This window comes from Variovorax sp. YR566 (genome assembly GCF_051992195.1).
Taxonomy (GTDB): domain Bacteria; phylum Pseudomonadota; class Gammaproteobacteria; order Burkholderiales; family Burkholderiaceae_C; genus Variovorax.
Map to the genome: position 1 here is coordinate 1,178,240 of NZ_CP197092.1, position 15,237 is coordinate 1,193,476.

Here is a 15,237-nt window from a genome sequence, read left to right on the forward strand (position 1 = left end):
CATAGATATCGCTATGACTTCAGATGAATGCTTGAGTTTGCAGATGCGCTGCTACAGTGCTTGCAAGTCAAAGGTGTGAAGGGGCGCGCAATGGCAATTCTTTTTCGCATCCTGCTGTGGTTGGCCTGTCTCGCCGGCGTCGGCTGGTTCTGGCATGCCGGCAAGTTCGGCACCGCCACCGGGCTCGCGCTCGCCGCGCTGAGCCTTGTGGTGTTCGCTTGGCCCGTGAGCATCGCGCGGCGCAGGCACAACGAGCTGCGTTATGTGGACATGGGTAAGGAGCCCACTGGCTACCACTGAAACCGCGGTCTCAGGTTGACCAGTCGCCGATCCATCGGCTCAGATGCTGTGCGGATCGACGTCGACGAGCCAGCGGATCACGCCTTTGCCCTCCGGCGTGCGCCGCAGCTCGTGCAATAGCGGCTGCCAACTCGCAAGCAGCCGCTGCAGCGCCGCGCGCGAGGGGCTTTCGATCAGCATCTGCGCACGTTCCACATTGGCCACGCGCTGGATCGCCAGCGGCACAGCCGGGTAGCGCGTGACGAGGTCGGAGCCCGGCAGCGCCTCGGCCTGATCGGCTGCGATGTTCAGGAAGCCCTGCGCCACCGACTGCTCTCGCGCATCGGCCCGCAGCAGCGCCTGGAACGCGAAGGGCGGCATGCCGGCCGCGCGGCGCTCGTCGAGCTGCTGCTGCGCGAAGCTGGCGTAGTCGTGCTTGCGCAGCGCCATGAACAGCGGGTGCTGCGCATGGTGCGTCTGGATCCACATTTCGGCCTTGGCGCCCTGCGCCGCGAGATACGCGGCATCGCGGCCCGCGCGGCCGGCCGACTGCATCAGCAGGCTGAACAGCCGCTCGGGCGCGCGGAAGTCACTGGAGAACAGCGCGCCGTCGGGGTTCACCGCCGCCACCAGCGTGATGCGGCGGAAGTCGTGGCCCTTGGCGATCATCTGCGTGCCGACCAGCACGTCGACCTCGCCCGCGTGCACGGCCGCGAGCTGCGATTCGAGCGCGCCCTGCTTCTTGGTGCTGTCGGCGTCGATGCGTGCGATGCGCACTGCGCTGCCGTCGGGGTGCTTCACGGCCGAGAACAGCTCGGCCAGGTGCTCTTCGAGCCGCTCGGTGCCGCGGCCCACGGGCGCGATGTCGGGGTTGCCGCAGGCCGGGCAGGCGCGCGGCACGCGCTCGGTAAAGCCGCAGTGGTGGCAGCGCAGCGTGCGGTCGATCTTGTGGAACACGCGATACGCGCTGCAATGCGGGCATTCGCTCTTCCAGCCGCAGTCGCCGCAGGCCAGCACCGGTGCGTAGCCGCGCCGGTTCAGGAAGATCATGCTCTGCTCGCCGCGCGCGATGCGCTGGCCGATGGCGTCGAGCAGCGCGCCCGAAATCACCGTCTTCGGCGGCTGCAGGTTCATGTCGACCAGCCGCACGGCCGGCAACTCGCCCGCGCCGATGCGCGATGGCATGGCCAGCCGCACATAGCGCCCGCCCGGGTCTTCGCCTTCGGCGGGCCGGCTCTGGTGCCAGCTTTCGAGCGAGGGCGTGGCCGAGCCCAGGATCACCTTGGCCTTTTCGCGCTGGCCGCGCCACACGGCGAGGTCGCGCGCGGAATAGCGCGCGCCTTCCTGCTGCTTGTAGCTCGGGTCATGCTCTTCGTCGACCACGATGAGCTTGAGCCCCGGGATCGACGCGAACACCGCCATGCGCGTGCCCAGCACGATGCGCGCCGCGCCGCTGTGCGCCGCCAGCCAGCTCGCGAGCCGCTGCGGGTTGGTCATGCCGCTGTGCAGCGACACCACCGCTTCTTCGCCGAAGCGGGCCTTGAAGCGGGCTTCGAGCTGCGGCGTGAGGTTGATCTCGGGCACCATCACCAGCGCCTGCGCCTCGGGGTCGCGCGCCAGCAGGTCGGCCACGCAGCGCAGGTAGACCTCGGTCTTGCCGCTGCCTGTGCTGCCGACCAGCAAAAAAGTACCTGCTTCGGCCTCGATGCGCGCCAGGGCGGCCGTCTGCTCCGCGCTCAGCGCGATCAGGTTCGCCGACTCGGCTGTTTCGGCCACTGGCCCGGCCGTCGTCTTGCGCTTGAGCCGGCGCGCCAGCTGCGTCGTCGACAGGTCGCGCAGCTGCGGCGGCAGGGCGGCCAGCGCGATCTCGCCGATCGAGCGCTGGTAGTAGCGCGCTGCAAAGGCCACGAGGTCGCGCCACGCCTCGCCCAGCGGGGCCAGCGCGTCGAGCGCCGCGCCCACAGGCTTCAGCGCCATGTCGGGCTCGGCACCCACCAGCGAAACCGGCTCGTTCCAGACCACGCCCAGCACTTCGCGCTTGCCCAGCGGTACGCGCACCAGCGTGCCGGGCGGCATCGGCTCGGCGCTGGCGTAGCTCAGCAGGTCGCCGAGCGCGGCATGCGCGGGCGTCTGCACCGCGATGTCGAGTCGCCACGGCAGGGCCGGTGGCGCACCGTTCGTCGGCTGGGACGCGCTGTCTAAGGGGAGGCCGGCTGTGGAGATGAGCGGTCCTTGTTGGAAAGGTTTGTTAAGGAGACTTTGAGCAAGAGCGCTTAAGTTGTTGATTTTTCAGAGCTTTGGAGGCCGTCCAGAGTTTCTGTGGATAACTTTGTTGACAAGCCGGCTCGATTCGCTGCGGGGCCTTGAAAATCAAGGCTCTGGCTGGAATGCCCGGAAAAAAAGCAAAGTTCAAATCCTATATAAATCAATAACTTAGCGTCGCTATCTCTTTAGGAGCAAAGAGGGAGGTCCTCCGGAAAATCTTGCGCAGTGCAACACGGGTTTTGTGCATAAGTCAGACCGATATGCCGTTTTTGCGCTTGACAAACGGCTTCGTACCAACTTTACGGGGCGCCTCGGTGCCCCGCCGGCCCGTTCCCGAAGACTGCAGTGTCAACCGCGCAGCGCGCGCGACTGGGCGTGCACCGCCTGCACCAGCGCCGCCACGTGGTCCGGCGGCGTGAACTGGCTGATGCCATGGCCCAGGTTGAAGATGTGCGTCGGGCCCTGGGTGCTGCGGTCGGCGTGGGGCTTGCCGAAGGCCTGCAGCACTTTCGCCACCTCGGCCTCGATCTGCGCGGGCGGCGCGAACAGCACGTTGGGGTCGATGTTGCCCTGCAGTGCCTTGGCCTTGCCGTCCGAGCCTTCGGCGATCTGCTTTCGCGCCGAGGCCAGGTTCACGGTCCAGTCGACGCCCAGCACTTCGCAGTCGAGTTCGCGCATGGCGTCGAGCCACAGGCCGCCGCCCTTGGTGAACACGATGCGCGGCACGGGCTGGCCGTCGGCGCCGGTGCGTTTGAGGCCGGCCAGCACGCGGGCCGTGTAGGCGAGGCTGAATTCCTGGAACGCGCCGTCGGCCAGCACGCCGCCCCAGCTGTCGAACACCATCACGGCCTGCGCGCCGGTGTCGATCTGGGCATTGAGGTACGTGGCCACCGAGTCGGCATTCACGGCCAGCAGGCGATGCATGAGGTCGGGGCGGCTGTAGAGCATGCTCTTCACGAGGCGGTAGTCGCTGGAGCCCGCGCCTTCCACCATGTAGCAGGCCAGCGTCCACGGGCTGCCCGAGAAGCCGATCAGCGGCACGCGGCCGTCCAGCGCCTTGCGGATCGAGGCCACGGCATCGAACACGTAGCGCAGCTTGTCCATGTCGGGCACTTCGAGCGCGGCCACGGCCGCTTCGTCGCGCACCGGGCGCGCGAAGCGCGGGCCCTCGCCGGCCTCGAACGACAGGCCCAGGCCCATCGCGTCGGGCACCGTCAGGATGTCGGAAAACAGGATGGCCGCGTCGAGCGGGTAGCGCTCCAGCGGCTGCAGCGTGACCTCGGTGGCGTAGTCGGTGTTGGTGGCCAGCCCCATGAAGCTGCCCGCCTTGGCGCGGGTGGCAACGTACTCCGGCAGATAGCGGCCGGCCTGGCGCATGAGCCAGACGGGCGTGTGGTCGGTGGCCTGGCGCCAGCAGGCTCGCAGGAAAGTGTCGTTGTGCAGTGGGGCGAAAGGCATCCCGCGATTGTCGCAGGGGTGTGTCCTGGCCTCTCAGTTGACGGGCTTGCCGCCGAACACCTCGGCCATCAGCGACACCAGCCATTTCAGGCCCGGGTCGCCGTCGTGCGCGGCCGCCCACAGCAGCGAGACCTCGTAGCTGGGCGTCTCGAAAGGCAGCGGGCTCACGGCCAGCCCGAGCGCGTCGCGCCACGTGGCGGCGGCGAAGGTGGGCACGGTGGTGATGGCGGGCATCTGCCGCACGATGAAGGGGCTGGTCGCGAAGTTGCGGCTGGAGAACACGACCTGGCGCGCATGTCCCTGCTCGCGCAGCAGATCGTCGACGAGGCCGCTCAGGTCGGCACTGAACGAGGTCAGCAGGTGCGGGTGGTGCAGGTATTCCGCCAGCGTGATCTTCCTGCCCCGCGTCTTCACGAGCGCGGCGTTGTAGACGCAGACGAAGTGCCAGCCGAACAGCGCGCGTTGTCGGTGCCATGCGGCGCACTCGATGAACACGCCTACGGCCAGCTCGATTTCGGTCGCGTCGAGCATGCCGGGCGCGTTGGTGCGGTCGGCCGCGCGCGCGATGAGCCGCACGCCCGGCGCCTGTTCGGAAAGCCGCTGCATGAGCTGCGGCATCAGCGCCACCTCGAGCGCATCGCTCAGCCCGATGCGGAACACGCGCTTGGCCGTGGCGGGGTCGAACGCCGGCTGTGCATGCAGCGCCTGCTGCAGCGACAGCAGCAGCGGCTCGATGACGCGCGCGAGTTCGAGCGCGCGCGGCGTCGGCGTCATGCCGTGCGAGGTGCGCACGAACAGCTCGTCGCCCAGCGCGGCGCGCAGGCGCTTGAGTGCGCCGCTCAGGGCCGGCTGGCCGATGAACAGGCGCTGCGCCGCACGCGTGACGCTGCGTTCGTGCAGCAGCGCGTGGAACACCAGCAGCAGGTTCAGGTCGAGCCGCCTGAAATCACTTTCGTTGATGTATTCCATGGTTTCAAACGATTTGAATGATAGGGCGCCGCTCCCTAACCTGAAGGCACTTTCTTCATCAGGCATTCAAAGGAGTCGACATGGCTTTGGAACAACAGACAGTGGTGGTTGGCGGCTCGTCGGGCGTGGGGCTCGAAACCGTGCGGCGGCTCGCGGCAAGCGGTGCCCGCGTGATCGCGACCGGGCGCGACAACGGCAAGCTGCAGGAGGCGATCGGCGGACTGGGCGCGAACGTGAGCGGCGCGGCCTTCGATGCCTGCGACCGCGGCGCGCTCGATGCCTTCTTCGAGAAGACCGGGCCCGTCGACCATCTGGTGCTCACGCTCAGCGGCGGCGAGGGCGCGGGCGAGTTCGCGCAACTCGATCTTCAGTCGCTGCGCCGCGGCTTCGAGGCCAAGTTCTGGCCGCAGCTCGAAGCGGCGCAAGCCGGTGCGCGGGTGCTGCGCAAGGGCGGCAGCCTGACTTTCGTGACGGCGATTTCCGCGCGCAATTCGCTGCCCGGCACGGCCGGGCTGGCCGCGATCAACGGCGCAATCGAGGCGATGGTGGGCAGCCTGGCGCGCGAACTGAAGCCGAGCCGGGTGAATGCCGTGTCACCCGGCCTCATCGACACGCCGTGGTGGAACCGCGTGCCGACCGCGATGAAGGACGACCTGTTCCGCCAGCAGGTCGAGACGCTGCCCGTCGGCCGCGTGGGGCAGCCGCAGGACGTGGCGCACGCTATCCAGTTCCTGATCGAGAACGGCTACACCACGGGCACGGTGATCGAGTGCGACGGCGGGTTGCGGCTGGTGTGAAGAAGACGGAGGATCAGACCGCCGGCACGCGCCGTGCGTCCGCCGGACTCACGTTGCGCCGGTACAGCACCAGCGTCGCGATCAGCCCGCAGATCGCGGCTGCCGTCATCCACAGGCCCGGCGCGCCCTTGTCGCCGGTCATCTCGATCAGCCCGGTTGCAATGGCCGGCGTGAAGCCGCCGAACAGCGCCGTCGCCAGGCTGTAGGCCAGCGAGAAGCCGGCGGTGCGCACGTTCACCGGCATCACTTCGGTCAGGGCCACGACCATCGCGCCGTTGTAGCTCGCATAGAGGAACGACAGCCACAGCTCCACTTCGAGCATGCGCGCGAAGCTCGGCGCGCCCACCAGCCACTTGAGCGACGGATATGCCGTGAGGATGGTCAGCACCGTGAACAGAATCAGCAGCGGCTTGCGGCCCACGCGGTCCGACAGCGAGCCCATGATCGGCAGCCAGATGAAGTTGGAGATGGCCACGCACAGCGTGACGATCAGCGCGTCGGTGGTGCTCAGGTGCAGCACGGCCTTGCCGAAGGTGGGCGTGTAGACGGTGATCAGGTAGAACGACACGGTGGTCATCGACACCAGCATCATCCCGGCGACCACGAGGCCCCAGTTGGCGACCATCGACTGGAAGATCTCGCGCGCGTCGGGGCGGTGCTTGCGCGCCATGAACTCCTCGGTTTCCTGCAGCGAGCGGCGGATGATGAACAGCACCGGCACGATCAGGCAGCCCACGAAGAAGGGAATGCGCCAGTAGAAGTCGCCGATCTCCTGCGAGGTGAAGGTCACATTGAGCCAGTAGCCGAGCGCGGCCGCGACGACGATGGCCACCTGCTGGCTGGCCGACTGCCAGCTCACGTAGAAGCCCTTGTGGCCCGGTGTCGCCATTTCCGACAGGTACACCGACACGCCGCCCAGCTCCACGCCGGCCGAGAAGCCCTGCAGCAGCCGGCCGATCAGCACCAGCAGCGGCGCGGCCAGGCCGATGGTGGCGTAGGCCGGCACGCAGGCGATCAGCAGCGTGCCGACGGCCATCAGCGCGAGCGTGACGATCAGGCCCTTGCGGCGGCCGACGCGGTCGACGTACGCGCCGAGAAAGATCGCACCCAGCGGCCGCATCAGGAAGCCCGCGCCGAAGGTCATGAAGGTCAGCATCAGCGAGGCGAATTCGTTGCCCGCGGGGAAGAACGCCTTCGAGATCTGCGTGGCATAGAAGCCGAACAGGAAGAAGTCGAACATCTCCATGAAGTTGCCGCCGGTCACGCGCAGGACGGTGGCGACCTTGGAGGACGAGGCGGTGGAGGCGTGGGCGGCCGTGCCCGATTGCGCAGCGTTGGGCGCAGGATTCATCTTTTTGTCCCCTTGGGCTGTATTGGCGATGTGCTCGCACAAGGGTAGGCCGGACTCCCCGACCGCTACCTGACTGCGCAGGTCAGGTAGCTGTCACGCGCGCATTGCGTTACGTTGCGTCGCGCGGACGGACTTCAGGTTTTGTACTTGATCGAACAGCCGTAGGGCCGCGTGCTGGCGGCCGAGATCGGCTTGCCGCCGAAGGCCTCGCCCAGCGCCTGGTTCACGTAGTTGGTCGCGGTCTTGATGTCGTCCGCCCGCGCCGAGGCAATGCTGTCGATGCCGCCCGCGTACACCAGCGTGCCCTTGGGGTCGATGATGAAGATGTGCGGCGTGGTGCGCGCGCCGTAGACCTGGCCGATCAGGCCGTCTTCGTCCATCAGCACGGCGGTGGGTGCGGCCTTTTGCGACCTCATCCACGCGTCGAGCGCGTCGGGCTTCAGGTAGTCGGTGGCGGCGCGCTCGGTGGAGTTGATGGCCAGCCACACCACGCCCTTGTCGGTCGCGGCCTTCTGCGTGGCGGGCATGTTGCCGCTGCCGTAGTGCTTGCGCACGAAGGGGCAGCCGGGGTTGGTCCATTCGAGCACCACGAACTTGCCGGCGAAGTCCGAAAGCTTGTGCTTGGCGCCGCTGGTGTCGACGGCAACGAAATCGGGCGCCTGCTGGCCCACGGCGGGCGCGGCGGCGGCATTGCTGCCCATCAGGAAGGTGGCGCCGAGCGCCACGGCGGCGGCGACTACGGCACGGCGGGAGGCCCGGCTCAGGGCGGCGCGGGCATGACGCGCGGCACGACGGGAACGCGAGTCTGTGGATGGCGAAAGAGACATGGCCAGCTTGAACTCCAAAACAAAATTCCAAACAACGAGTGCAGCTTAGAACGGTTTCTTCAAGTGCATGTGACAACCCATGTCACAGCGGTGGTCAAAGCGCGGCGAGCGCGGCGCGGACCTCGTCTTTACCGAGGATTTCGGTCAGCACGACAGGCGGCTTGCCCGGCGCCTGCAGCACGTACACCGGCACGCCGCTGCGGCCCAGCGCGGTGAGCGCCGCGGTGATGGCGGGGTCGCGCCGGGTCCAGTCGGCGCGCAGCATGGCGACCTTCTTGGCGTCGAAGTCGGCCAGCACCTGCGTGTCGGCCAGGGTGCTCTTCTTGTTGTACTGGCAGGTCACGCACCAGGCGGCGGTGAAGTCGATGAACACCGGCTGGCCGGCGCCAGACAGCTCGGCCACGCGCTCGGCGGACCATGGCTGCCAGCGCTGGCTGGCGGTGCCCTGGGCAGATGCCAGTCTGGCCGGCTCCACCACTTGCAACACATTGCGGCCGATAGTGGCGGTGAGCACGGCGGTAAAGCCGATCAGCATCGTCGCGATCACGACCCGGGTGCGTCCGCGCAGCGTGAACGCCCAGACGATGGCGGCCAGGCAGACCAGCAGCGCGAGCAGCGTGCCGGCGCCATCGATGCCGCTTTGCTGGCCCAGCACCCACACCAGCCACGCCACGGTGGCGAACATCGGGAATGCGAGCAGGCGGCGCAGCGTGTGCATCCACGGGCCGGGCTTGGGCAGCAGGTGCGCGACGGCGGGCACGAAGCCGGCCAGCAGATACGGCAGCGCCAGCCCGAAGCCCAGCGCAACGAACAGCAGCAGCGCCTGGGCGGCCGGCAGGCCGATGGCGAAACCCATCGACGCGCCCATGAACGGCGCGGAGCACGGCGAGGCGATGACCACGGCGAGCACGCCGGAGAGGAAGTCGTTGGCCAGCGGGTGCTTGGCCTGCGCGCTGCACACCGACGAGGGGGCGGCCCGGCCGAACTCGAACACGCCCACGAGGTTGAGCCCGATCAGCGTGAACAGCGCTGCCAGCGCCGCGACCACGCCCGGCGACTGCAGCTGGAAGCCCCAGCCCAGCCCGGCGCCGGCCGCGCGCAACGCGAGCATGCCGCCGCCCAGCGTGAGGAAGGACAGCATCACGCCGCCCGTGTAGGCCAGCCCGGCCTTGCGGTGCGCGCTGGCGTTGCCCGCCTGCCGCGCGAAGCCCAGCACCTTGATCGCGAGGATCGGGAACACGCAGGGCATGAGGTTGAGCAGCAGGCCACCGAGCAGCGCGCCAAGCAGGGCGGCCATGAAGGTGGTCGAGGAGGGGGCGGGCAACTCGCCGGCCGGCGTTGCTGCTGCGCCGTTGTTGGCTGCGTTGGCAGCGTTGGCGGTGAGCGCGGCCTGCAGCGCTGGCGGCACCTCGGCGCGCGGCGCCGCGCCCGCGGGCCAGGCGCCCGTGACCGGCGCTTCGGCGCGCCAAGCCACCGGCTGGCCAGCTTGCCGGTCGGCCTCGGCCAGCGCCACCACCACCGGCATCGTCGTGGGGCTGGCGCTGCGCTGGTCGGCCAACGGCATCGTCGCGGTCCAGGTGCTGCCCTGCCAGGATTGGGTCCAGTCCTTGCCGGAGACGGCCGCGGTGCGGATCACCTCGGGAGTCTCGGGGAAGAAGCCCAGCGTCTTGCCCTGAACGGCGGCCGGCAGGCCTTCGAGCCGCACCTTCAGGTTGTGGCCGTCGACTTCGACGGTGCCGGGCTTGGCCAGCGGCTGGGGCTGGGCCGCCGCGGCGGTGTCGAAATCGGCCTTGTGCAGCGCGGTCGAGCCTTGCAGCGGCAGGGCCAGCGTGAACGTGCCCTCTTCGGGAATGCATTCCTTGCGGCAGACCAGCCAGGAGGCCTTCAGCTGGATGTCCATCGCCGGCGTGCCGCCCAGCGCCACCGGCGGCTTGTAGAGCGTGGACACCTCCAGCGGCACCGGCAGCAGCACGGTGTTCTCGTAGCCGTAGTTGGCGAGGCTGCCGACCGGGATCTTCTTCGGCACCGGCCAGGCGATTTCGCCGGTGGACACGCCGGCCGGCAGGGTCCACGTCATCTCGGTGGGCAGGCCCGAATCGCCGGCGTTCCTCCAGTAGGTGTGCCACTCGGGCTGGTGCGTGATCTGCAGGCCGACCCACACCGGGGCGCCGGGCGTCACGCCGTCGGGGGCGTGTGCGATCAGTTCGGCGCGTACGTGGGGAGTGGTTACAACCGCGCCCGGCTTGGATGGCAGGCTGGAGGTCGATTGCGCCGCAGCCGGCATGCTGGCTGCGGCTGTTGCTATCAGAAGCGTAGCGAAATGGATGCGCGAAAAGATCATGCCGTCAGTCGGAGCATTCAGTGGGGGCGAAGTTCCGGATGTTTCAGGCGGCCAAATCGGCTGATGAGGCCCAACCCAGCACCACGCGCCGGCTGTTGGCGCTCTTCTTCTCGATCTTGGTGACCACCACGGCCCCGATTTCCGAAGTGTTTGCAACATGCGTGCCGCCGCAGGGCTGGAAGTCGATCTGCGCGTCGCCTTCGCCCGTTCCGCCGATGCGGATGGTGCGCACCGTGCCCGTGCCGCGCGGCGGCTGCACGCTCATGCTCTTGACCAGCGCGGGGTTGGCGTCGAGTTCTTCGTCGGTGATGGCGCCCACGGTCAGCGGGTGGGAGGCTTCGACCAGCCTGGCGAGGCCGGCGGTCAGCGCTTCCTTGTCCAGCGGGTCGGTCATGTGAAAGTCGAGCCGTGCGTACTCGGGGGTGATGGAGCAGCCGTTCACCGGCTGCGGCACCAGATGGCACAGGAGATGGGTGGCGGTGTGGAAGCGCATGAGCCGGTGGCGGCGCTCCCAGTCGAGGCGGGCGGTGACGGTGTCGCCGGGCTTCAGCGCGGCCAGCAGCTCGGCTTGCTCGGGGGCCGGCACGTGGACGAATTCATTGGTCGGCAGGCCCTCCGCATCCTTGGCCTTGCGGGTGTCGGCAATGACCAGTTCACGCCCGTCGGCCAGGGCCAGCACGCCGCTGTCTCCAGCCTGCCCGCCGCCCAGCGGGTAGAACACGGTGCGGTCCAGCACGATGCCGGTGTCGTCGATGCGCAGCACGCGGGCCTCGCAGGTGCGCAGGTAGGCGTCGGCACGGAACAGGTCGTCGGTCATCCGGCGATGGTAGCGGCGATGCGCAAATGAGGCGCGCCCACGCCAGAAAGCGCCCACGACCGACAACCCCGGGGCCGCCCGGCTGTGGATGATCCGGTGCATGCGGCCCCCGGCCGCGCAAGGACCATGCATGAATGAACCGCAGCAAGCACCCACCCGCATCGTGTTTCCCTGGCAGACGACCGCCCTGGCCCTGGCCGCCGCACTGCTGGTCGCCGGCTGCGGCGAGGCCGCCAAGCTGGCGCCCGAGCTGACCACCGGCCCCCGCCCACAGCTGGCCGAGCCGAACAAGACCCTGATTCCCACCGTCAACGTCGCCCCCGCCGTGGGGTGGACCGACACCGCCTCGCCCACTCCGGCCGAAGGCCTGCAGGTGACGGCGCTGGCGCGCGGGCTCGACCACCCGCGCTGGGTCTACACCCTGCCCAACGGCGACATCCTCGTGGCCGAGAGCAACAAGCCGCCCAAGCCCGGCGGCGGCGCCACCGATGGCGGCGATGGCCTCATGGCCAAGATCCGCAACTGGGTCATGGGCAAGGTCATGGGCCGCGCTGGCGCCGGCGTGCCCAGCGCCAACCGCATCACCCTGCTGCGCGACGCCAACGGCGACGGCCTGGCCGAGGTCAGGCAGGTGTTCATGACCAACCTGATGTCGCCCTACGGCATGGCGCTGGTCGGCAACGAACTCTTCATTGCCAACGCCGATGCGCTGGTGAAGGTGCCCTACACAGAAGGCCAGACCTCGATCAGCGCCAACCCCACGCTGGTGACGCCGCTGCCCGCCGGCATCAACCACCACTGGACCAAGAACGTGATCGCCAATGCCGACGGCAGCAAGCTCTACGTGACGGTCGGCTCCAACAGCAACATCGGCGAGAACGGCCTCGCGGCCGAAGAGGGCCGCGCCGCCATCTGGGAAGTCGACACCAAGACCGGCGAGAAGCGCCTGTTCGCCAGCGGCCTGCGCAACCCCAACGGCATGGGCTGGGACCCGGACACCAAGGCGCTGTGGACCGTGGTGAACGAGCGCGACGAAATCGGCAGCGACCTCGTGCCCGACTACCTCACCTCGGTGAAAGACGGCGCCTTCTACGGCTGGCCCTGGAGCTACTACGGCGGCATCGTCGATGCGCGCGTGACGCCGCAGAACCCCGAGATGGCGGCCAAGGCCATCGCGCCCGACTACGCGCTGGGCTCGCACGTCGCGCCGCTGGGCCTGGCGTTCTCGCGCGCGGGCGGCATGCCCGAGCAGTTCGCCAGCGGCGTCTTCATCGGCGAGCACGGCTCGTGGAACCGCAAGCCCAAGTCGGGCTACAAGGTGGTGTTCGTGCCCTTCATCGGCGGCAAGCCCAGCGGACCGCCGGTCGACGTGCTGACCGGCTTCCTGACGGCCGACGAGAAGGCGCAGGGCCGGCCGGTGGGCGTGGCGCTGGACAAGGGCGGCGCGCTGATCGTGGCGGACGACGTGGGCAACGCCGTATGGCGTGTGTCGAAGGCGAGGTAACGCTCCTTCAGCGCTGGATTCGGTAGAGGCGGTGCCGGCGCAGCGGATGCCCCTCGGGCACCAGCGGGTGATCGAATGCACCGGCCACGTCTTCCTTCATGCCGATGCGTTCCATGACCGCTGCCGATCGGGTGTTGTTCCAGGCGGTGAATGCCACGATCTCGGCGAGCCCGAGCTTTTCGAAGCCGACCTGCAGCGCACCGCGCGCCGCCTCGCTCGCAAACCCCTGACCCCACCACTTGCGAGCGAAGCGCCAGCCGATCTCGACGCACGGCGAAAACGGCAGGTCGGCCAGCGGCGAGTTCAGTCCGGTAAAGCCCATGAACTCGCCGGACGCCTTGTGCTCCACGGCCCAGAAGCCCCAGCCGTTCCCGGCAATGCGCGTCCTGATGCGCTCGACCAGCGCATCGCTGTCGGCCCGCGTCGCCAGCGGCAGCAGGAACTCCATCACCTGCGGGTCGCAGGCCAGCGCAAAAAATGGCGCGAGATCGCTCTCGCGCCATTGGCGCATCCGCAGGCGTTCGGTTTCGAATTCGATGATGAGGCGAGGACGGGCAGCGTTATCGATCATGCGACCGATTGTGCTGACTCAGAACCCCGCCAGCACCACCTTGCCCTGCGCCTTGCCGCTTTCGACCAGCGCATGTGCACGCTGAAGGTTCGCGGCGTTGATGGTGCCGAAGCTCGCGTTCGCCGTCGTGCGGATTCGGCCCGCGTCGACCAGCGCCGCCACTTCCGCCAGCAGCGCGCCCTGCTCGGCGATGTCCGGCGTCTCGAAGCGCGAGCGCGCGAACATCATTTCCCAGTGCAGCGAGATGCACTTGGTCTTCAGCGGCATCGCGTCGAGCACCTTCATGTCGTCGATCACCGCCAGCTGGCCCTGGGGCTTGAGGCTTTCGATGATCTGCGCGTAGTGCTGCTCGGTCTGCGTGAGGCTGGCGACCATGTCGACTTCGCCGATGCCGGCCGCCTTGAGCTCGGCCGCGAGCGGCTTCGAATGGTCGATGACCACGTGTGCGCCCAACTCCAGGCACCACGCGCGCGTTTCGGCACGCGAGGCGGTGGCGACGATGCGCAGCTTGGTGAGCTGGCGCGCCAGCTGGATGAGGATGGAGCCGACTCCGCCCGCGCCACCGGTAATCAGCAGCGTCTGGCCTTCGCCGCCGCCAGCACTACCGTTTTTGGGCACCTGCAGGCGGTCGAACAGCAGCTCGTACGCGGTGATGGTGGTCAGCGGCAGCGCGGCGGCCTGTGCGTCGTCCAGGCTCTTCGGCGCGAGGGCGGCGATGCGCTCGTCCACCGCGTGCAGCTCGGCATTCGCGCCCGGCCGGATGATCGAGCCCGCGTAGTACACGCGATCGCCCACCTTGAAGTTCTTCACGCCGCTGCCAATGGCCTCGACCGTGCCGACGGCGTCCCAGCCCAGCACCTTGGCCTGGCCGGCCTCGGGCGCGGCGTTCTTGCGGACCTTGGTATCCACCGGGTTGACCGACACCGCCTTCACGCGCACCAGCAGGTCGCGCGGGCCCGCCACGGGGACGGGCAGCTCGATGTCCTGCAGCGATTCGGGGTTGTCGATGGGGAGGGGCTGGTAATAGCCGACGGCTTTCATGACGGGAACCTTTCAGTAACGATGCTCCGAATGTAGGATCGCAAGACCGGTTTGATAAGGTGGCTTAAACCAGCAACACTTTCAAATGAAGATTGAAAATCTCTCCGACCTGCAGGTGCTGGTGCACACGGCGCGCGGCGGCACGCTCACGGCGGCGGCGCATGCGCTGGGCATCACGCCCGCGGCCGCCAGCGCCACGCTCAAGCGGCTGGAGGCCCAGCTTGGCGCGCGCCTGTTCGAGCGCTCCACCCGCGCCATGCGCCTCACGCCCCAGGGCCAGACGCTGCTCGATTACGCGGTGCGTGCGTTCGAGCTGCTGGACGAGGGCGAATCGCTGGTCACGGCCGACCGCGGCGAGCTGGTCGGCACGCTGCGCGTGGCCTCGCCGTCCGATCTCACGCGCAGCACGCTGCTGCCGTGGTTCGACGAATTCCTGGCGCTGAACCCCGGCGTGCAGCTGTCGCTTTCGGTGGGCGACCGCCCGCTGGACGTGATGCGAGACGAGGTCGACGTGGCGCTGCGCTACGGCGCGCTGGCCGATTCGCGGCTGGTGGCGCGGCCCTTTGCCCTGACCAACCCGGTGCTCACCGCCTCGCCCGATTACCTGCGCCGCCATCCTGCGCCGAAGGTGCCGCAAGACCTGGTGCACCACAACTGCCTGACCTTCAACCGCTCGGGGCGGCGGCATCGCGTCTGGCGGTTTGCGCAGAACGGGCAGTGGACCGAGGTGCGCGTGAACGGCAATCGCAGCGTGGATGACGCCTCGCTGGCGCGTGAATGGACGGTGGCGGGGTATGGCGTGTCGCTCAAGTCGGCGCTTGATGTGCGCAATGACATCCGCGAAGGGCGCCTCGTGCGGCTGCTGCCTGAATGGGAGACCGAGCCTTACCCGCTGCATGCGCTGTTGCCCAGTGGGCGCTTCGTGCCTGCGCGGGTGCGGGCTTTTGTCGATTTTCTTGCTTTGAAGTTCGAGACTTTGCTGGCTTTGGGGTGAGGTTTTTTCCGGGGCCGGGACTC

The 15,237-nt window shown here is 68.4% G+C and carries 13 protein-coding genes; 4 read left to right on the top strand and 9 right to left on the bottom strand.

Annotation, left to right across the window (positions count from 1 at the left end):
• Positions 1 to 90: 90 nt before the first annotated feature.
• Complete coding sequence (locus tag ACTG4X_RS05465) at positions 91 to 300, top strand: hypothetical protein (protein ID WP_093079274.1); 210 nt, start codon at positions 91 to 93, stop codon at positions 298 to 300.
• 39 nt (positions 301 to 339) lie between these two features.
• On the opposite strand, the gene priA is transcribed toward ACTG4X_RS05465, so the two are convergent.
• The 3 genes from priA to ACTG4X_RS05480 all read right to left on the bottom strand — a co-directional run bounded on the left by priA (position 340) and on the right by ACTG4X_RS05480 (position 4,971).
• Positions 340 to 2,415, bottom strand: a complete 2,076-nt coding sequence (gene priA, locus ACTG4X_RS05470; RefSeq protein WP_093057221.1) for a replication restart helicase PriA — start codon at positions 2,413 to 2,415, stop codon at positions 340 to 342.
• A 477-nt stretch (positions 2,416 to 2,892) separates the two neighbouring features.
• Positions 2,893 to 4,002 carry a uroporphyrinogen decarboxylase gene (hemE, locus tag ACTG4X_RS05475; protein WP_440533361.1) on the bottom strand — a complete coding sequence of 370 codons (1,110 nt, stop codon included), beginning with the start codon at positions 4,000 to 4,002 and terminating at the stop codon, positions 2,893 to 2,895.
• Positions 4,003 to 4,035: 33 nt separating this feature from the next.
• Positions 4,036 to 4,971, bottom strand: a complete 936-nt coding sequence (locus ACTG4X_RS05480) for a LysR family transcriptional regulator (protein WP_440533362.1) — start codon at positions 4,969 to 4,971, stop codon at positions 4,036 to 4,038.
• An 80-nt stretch (positions 4,972 to 5,051) separates the two neighbouring features.
• Here ACTG4X_RS05480 and ACTG4X_RS05485 point away from each other — a divergent pair, with 80 nt between their 5' ends.
• Complete coding sequence (locus ACTG4X_RS05485) at positions 5,052 to 5,768, top strand: SDR family oxidoreductase (RefSeq protein WP_440533363.1); 717 nt, start codon at positions 5,052 to 5,054, stop codon at positions 5,766 to 5,768.
• A 13-nt stretch (positions 5,769 to 5,781) separates the two neighbouring features.
• Here the strand turns inward: ACTG4X_RS05485 and ACTG4X_RS05490 are convergent, their stop codons facing one another.
• From ACTG4X_RS05490 to ACTG4X_RS05505, 4 genes are all read right to left on the bottom strand, one after another.
• Positions 5,782 to 7,119, bottom strand: a complete 1,338-nt coding sequence (locus ACTG4X_RS05490) for an MFS transporter (protein ID WP_093178278.1) — start codon at positions 7,117 to 7,119, stop codon at positions 5,782 to 5,784.
• 134 nt (positions 7,120 to 7,253) lie between these two features.
• Positions 7,254 to 7,946 carry a thioredoxin family protein gene (locus ACTG4X_RS05495; RefSeq protein ID WP_176928854.1) on the bottom strand — a complete coding sequence of 231 codons (693 nt, stop codon included), beginning with the start codon at positions 7,944 to 7,946 and terminating at the stop codon, positions 7,254 to 7,256.
• Between the two features lie 94 nt (positions 7,947 to 8,040).
• Positions 8,041 to 10,287, bottom strand: a complete 2,247-nt coding sequence (locus tag ACTG4X_RS05500; RefSeq protein ID WP_179830489.1) for a protein-disulfide reductase DsbD family protein — start codon at positions 10,285 to 10,287, stop codon at positions 8,041 to 8,043.
• Between the two features lie 43 nt (positions 10,288 to 10,330).
• Positions 10,331 to 11,104 (bottom strand): alanyl-tRNA editing protein, encoded by a 774-nt coding sequence (locus tag ACTG4X_RS05505; RefSeq protein WP_097200261.1) that lies wholly within the window; start codon positions 11,102 to 11,104, stop codon positions 10,331 to 10,333.
• Between the two features lie 130 nt (positions 11,105 to 11,234).
• Here ACTG4X_RS05505 and ACTG4X_RS05510 point away from each other — a divergent pair, with 130 nt between their 5' ends.
• Positions 11,235 to 12,608 carry a PQQ-dependent sugar dehydrogenase gene (locus ACTG4X_RS05510; protein ID WP_097200260.1) on the top strand — a complete coding sequence of 458 codons (1,374 nt, stop codon included), beginning with the start codon at positions 11,235 to 11,237 and terminating at the stop codon, positions 12,606 to 12,608.
• Between the two features lie 7 nt (positions 12,609 to 12,615).
• On the opposite strand, the gene ACTG4X_RS05515 is transcribed toward ACTG4X_RS05510, so the two are convergent.
• Both ACTG4X_RS05515 and ACTG4X_RS05520 read right to left on the bottom strand, forming a co-directional pair.
• Positions 12,616 to 13,179, bottom strand: a complete 564-nt coding sequence (locus ACTG4X_RS05515; RefSeq protein ID WP_440533364.1) for a GNAT family N-acetyltransferase — start codon at positions 13,177 to 13,179, stop codon at positions 12,616 to 12,618.
• Between the two features lie 18 nt (positions 13,180 to 13,197).
• Positions 13,198 to 14,220, bottom strand: coding sequence for a zinc-binding alcohol dehydrogenase family protein (locus tag ACTG4X_RS05520; protein WP_440533365.1), 1,023 nt, complete (start codon positions 14,218 to 14,220; stop codon positions 13,198 to 13,200).
• Between the two features lie 85 nt (positions 14,221 to 14,305).
• Between ACTG4X_RS05520 and ACTG4X_RS05525 the strand changes: the two genes are divergently transcribed.
• Positions 14,306 to 15,214 (top strand): LysR family transcriptional regulator, encoded by a 909-nt coding sequence (locus ACTG4X_RS05525; RefSeq protein WP_440533366.1) that lies wholly within the window; start codon positions 14,306 to 14,308, stop codon positions 15,212 to 15,214.
• Positions 15,215 to 15,237 lie beyond the last annotated feature (23 nt).

Coding starts and splice junctions, on each gene's coding strand:
- ACTG4X_RS05465 (WP_093079274.1), top strand. CDS start 91: ATGGCAATTCTTTTTCGCATCCTGCTGTGGTTGGCCTGTCTCGCCGGC.
- hemE (WP_440533361.1), bottom strand. CDS start 4,002: ATGCCTTTCGCCCCACTGCACAACGACACTTTCCTGCGAGCCTGCTGG.
- ACTG4X_RS05480 (WP_440533362.1), bottom strand. CDS start 4,971: ATGGAATACATCAACGAAAGTGATTTCAGGCGGCTCGACCTGAACCTG.
- ACTG4X_RS05485 (WP_440533363.1), top strand. CDS start 5,052: ATGGCTTTGGAACAACAGACAGTGGTGGTTGGCGGCTCGTCGGGCGTG.
- ACTG4X_RS05490 (WP_093178278.1), bottom strand. CDS start 7,119: ATGAATCCTGCGCCCAACGCTGCGCAATCGGGCACGGCCGCCCACGCC.
- ACTG4X_RS05495 (WP_176928854.1), bottom strand. CDS start 7,946: ATGTCTCTTTCGCCATCCACAGACTCGCGTTCCCGTCGTGCCGCGCGT.
- ACTG4X_RS05500 (WP_179830489.1), bottom strand. CDS start 10,287: ATGATCTTTTCGCGCATCCATTTCGCTACGCTTCTGATAGCAACAGCC.
- ACTG4X_RS05505 (WP_097200261.1), bottom strand. CDS start 11,104: ATGACCGACGACCTGTTCCGTGCCGACGCCTACCTGCGCACCTGCGAG.
- ACTG4X_RS05510 (WP_097200260.1), top strand. CDS start 11,235: ATGAATGAACCGCAGCAAGCACCCACCCGCATCGTGTTTCCCTGGCAG.
- ACTG4X_RS05515 (WP_440533364.1), bottom strand. CDS start 13,179: ATGATCGATAACGCTGCCCGTCCTCGCCTCATCATCGAATTCGAAACC.
- ACTG4X_RS05520 (WP_440533365.1), bottom strand. CDS start 14,220: ATGAAAGCCGTCGGCTATTACCAGCCCCTCCCCATCGACAACCCCGAA.
- ACTG4X_RS05525 (WP_440533366.1), top strand. CDS start 14,306: ATGAAGATTGAAAATCTCTCCGACCTGCAGGTGCTGGTGCACACGGCG.